3 protein-coding genes and 1 pseudogene are annotated in these 3,318 nt (G+C 68.1%); 1 reads left to right on the top strand and 3 read right to left on the bottom strand.

The window, feature by feature from the left end; all coding sequences use genetic code 11:
• From A9W96_RS05660 to A9W96_RS05650, 3 genes are all read right to left on the bottom strand, one after another.
• The coding region (locus A9W96_RS05660; RefSeq protein ID WP_231997968.1) for a S8 family serine peptidase at positions 1-488 on the bottom strand (488 nt) is incomplete at its 3' end.
• Positions 466-1,977, bottom strand: coding sequence for a type VII secretion integral membrane protein EccD (gene eccD, locus A9W96_RS05655; protein WP_067023962.1), 1,512 nt, complete (start codon positions 1,975-1,977; stop codon positions 466-468). The genes A9W96_RS05660 and eccD, both read right to left, overlap by 23 nt.
• Before the next feature lie 268 nt (positions 1,978-2,245).
• A complete protein-coding gene (locus A9W96_RS05650; protein WP_255362936.1) occupies positions 2,246-3,148 on the bottom strand; it encodes an ESX secretion-associated protein EspG in 903 nt (300 codons plus the stop codon).
• Between A9W96_RS05650 and A9W96_RS05645 the strand changes: the two are divergent.
• A pseudogene (locus A9W96_RS05645) lies at positions 3,125-3,280 on the top strand (type VII secretion protein EsxI); the annotation flags it as partial. The gene A9W96_RS05650 and the pseudogene A9W96_RS05645 sit on opposite strands and share 24 nt — an antisense overlap.
• Positions 3,281-3,318 lie beyond the last annotated feature (38 nt).

Below are 3,318 nucleotides of genomic sequence, written 5' to 3'. Positions count from 1 at the left end.
GGCGCCGCCGGCGGCACCCCGGCACCGTTGGCCGAGGCCGCACCGATCATCGAGGCCACGATGGTGCCGTGCGCGTCGCAGTCGGACAGGCCGTCGCCGGCCATGATGTAGTCACCGCCGGCGATCAGGTGCGGAAACCGCGGGTGCGGCGTCACGCCGGTGTCGATGACGGCCACCTTCACGCCGGCACCACGACCGAACTGCCACGCCTCCTGCAGGTTCAGCATGTCCATGTACTTGGGTTGCAGCCGGAAGTCGGTCCCCGGCAGCACACCGACCTCGGTGCAGTACGAGTTCTGCTTCATCGGCGCCCCCGGTCCCGGCGGACCGTCCGGCGGCACCGCGCCCGCGTCGATCGTCGGGGGCGAAATCGCGTACGCCGGAGGCAGACCGGCTAACGCGCCCGAGGCGAGCAGCGCGGCGGCGAGGGTCGCGGCGCACGCGCGACCACGCCACACCTTGCCGTTAGCGATAGCGGATAGCTGCATAGACATTCATCAACCACAATGCCAGCGGGAAAATTGGCATCAGGCAGAGGTATTCAATCCATTCCACGAATTTGCGGAATAGCGGGCTGTAGACGGTGTTCGGCACTACGGCCGCCGATGTCAGTCCCGCGGCCGGCAGCAACACCAGGATCGCCGCGCTGATCGACACCGCCAGCGGCGACTGCAGCACCAGCGCGTAACGCAACACAACCGCACCGACGATCAGCACGGCCGTTCCGGCCAGGGTGATCGCCTGCCAGCGGTCGACGTACGAGCGGCCGCGCAGCATCAGGAAGCCCGCGCTGAAGCCGGCCAGCAGGACGGGCAGCCAGCGTTGTCCGGTGTGCGGATCCGACAGCGCGGTCAGCGAGACGATCATCAGCACGCCGAGCCCGATCAGCAAACCCGACAGGAAGGACCGGGCGCGTTCGGCCTGGGTCAGCACGTCGCGGACCGAGGCGGGCCCCTCCAGCACCGGAGGACCGCCGTCGGAGCGCACCACGGTGGTGGGCAGGTCGGGTCGGGCCTCGAACACCCACCGGCTGGTGGCCGACGGGAAGACGGGCAACCGGATGCCGGCCAGCCGGCGCGAGATGGCCGGCGCGCTCTGGTAGATCATGACGGACACCAGCACGACGCAGGTGAACAGCGTCACGGCGCTGGTCATCGCGACCATGCGCGCCAGCGCGGCCACCGCCGCGATCAGGCTGACCGTGACGATCGCCGTGTAGATCGAAAGCCGGCGCCCGGTGAAGCGCAGCGCCAGTATCGCGGCGATGGTGAGGACGCCGAAACCCAGCACCGCGTGCGGGGATCCGACGCCGCCCGGCGGCGCGGCCGCCGCCGCGATCGAGATGGGGGCGAGGCTGCTCAAGAGCATGGTGTCGCCGACGCGCCGTTCCTGCTGCGTGGTCGCCCGCATCAGCAGCATCAGCGAGACGCCGAGCACAACTGCGCCGATCACGCCCGCGTAGACGGTCGGCAGCCACGAGTTGTGGTGCCAGCGCCACCAGCCGAGCAGGCCGGCGGCGGTCGTCACGCCGACAGCCACCATCGTCGCGCCGACCTGCACCGCCACGACCGGGTCGATGGCGGCGAAGCGCTTGCTGAGATCCGCCGCGACGGCGGTGGAGATGTGCTCGATGACCTGCGAGCGGTGCTCGGTGTCCGGGATGAACCGGATCCACAACCGGTCGCCGTCGTAGACGTCCTGCTCGCTCAGCGACTGGGTGGCCCGCAGCGGCGAACCGTCCACCAGGCACAGCGCCCAGCGGCCCCGGCCGGAGGCCTCCAGCGGGGTCTCGCCGAGTTCGCGGAGCCGGCTGTTGACCACCTTCAGCAACGGTTCCGTCATCACCGAGACGGGGGCGTTGGCGTCGAGCAGGACGCCGATCTGGACACCCGCGCCGGCCATCACGCCGACGACGACTGCCTGAGGCTGCGAGATTCCTTCTACGTCAGGCTGTGGTACTTCGACTACCGCAGTCATCGCCCTGCACTCCCTATCGTGATGAATGTGTGAGCCCGTGCCGCCAGTCGCGCGCGGGCCTGCGCCGGTGTACCCGTCGAGGTGCTGGCGCCCCCCGCCAAGTCCATTCCGACTAAGTGGAATTCCATCTGCCTCGCCTTGCGATTAAGAGTTGTCGTTGACACCCGTTTGAGATTTGCTGATGTCTTTGAGAGAAGTATGCCGTGTTCGCAGCTCAACCGCATGTTGAGTGCAAAGACATTGGTGAACTCTGTGTTTCGCGGGAATGTCAGACCCGGCTGTGCGTTTTCCACTCACCGTAGGGAAGTGTGTCGAGCACAGTCTTGACGCCGACCTGCACGAGCTGCGGGGTCGCCGGACAAATGGCCAGCCACGCCTCCCCCGAACCCGCGGTGCGGGCCTGCTGATACAGCGCGATGCGTCCGCCGGAGCCGTCTTTGAGTGACAGCACCGACGCGCTGGGGCCCTTGGCGTCGTCCTGGTACTGGCGGGCGTACACCGCGACTTCGGCGGCGGGGTCGGACAGCGCCTGACCCAGCGCGGCCACCGTGGCGGCGCTGATGCCCATCCGGCGCAGGTCTCCCCCGGAGAACACGTTGAAGCCGGACTCCTGCCACGACTTGGTCGCTTCCAGCATTTCCTCCAGCGGCACGTTGACCGCGTTGATCGCTGCGGGCTCGGCGTGGTGGATGGACTCGAGCGCGTCGATCACCAGGGACGCGATCGAGGCGCTGTCCGCGACGGCGACGTCGTCGACGGTGATCTCACCGCCCACCCGGACCGCCGACACCCAGTGCTGTCCGCGACGGGCCAGCACCACCCGGAATTCGTTGTCGGGGATGTCGCGCGAGCCCGGGGGCTGGTTCTCGTCATCGAGGACGCCGTAGGCCAGCTTGCCTCGGGACAACAGGGCGACCACTTCGAGGTCGGGCGCCGCGAGCACTCGCATCCGCGCGGCCACGTGCTCGTTCACCTGGTCGTTCTCGACGATGCCCTGCTCGCGCATCACCGTCATGCCGGGATGCTCGTTGAGCCAGTCGTTCGAGTCGGTAGACACGTATGGCCGGCACCGCAGCTCGGGCGCGACGTGCCGGATGTCCAGCAGCGCCTGGAGCATCCAGAAACCGTCGACGTTGACAGTGATGTCGGTGCGGGTTCGGTGGCATGCCAGGAGTTCATCACCCAGTTGGGTCGCAACTTCCAGGTCATCTACGAGCAGGCCAACTCCCACGGACAGAAGGTCCAGTCCGCGGGCAGCAACATGGCCAGCACCGACAGCGCCGTTGGGTCCAGCTGGGCCTAACCGCAACTTCAGGCGCGGCAGCACACCGACGGGTGGTG

The organism is Mycobacterium sp. 1245852.3, from assembly GCF_001669335.1.
GTDB classification, from domain to species: Bacteria; Actinomycetota; Actinomycetes; order Mycobacteriales; family Mycobacteriaceae; genus Mycobacterium; species Mycobacterium europaeum_A.
Note: the sequence above shows the minus strand (reverse complement) of the source record. Positions and strands in the feature narration are given on the sequence as shown.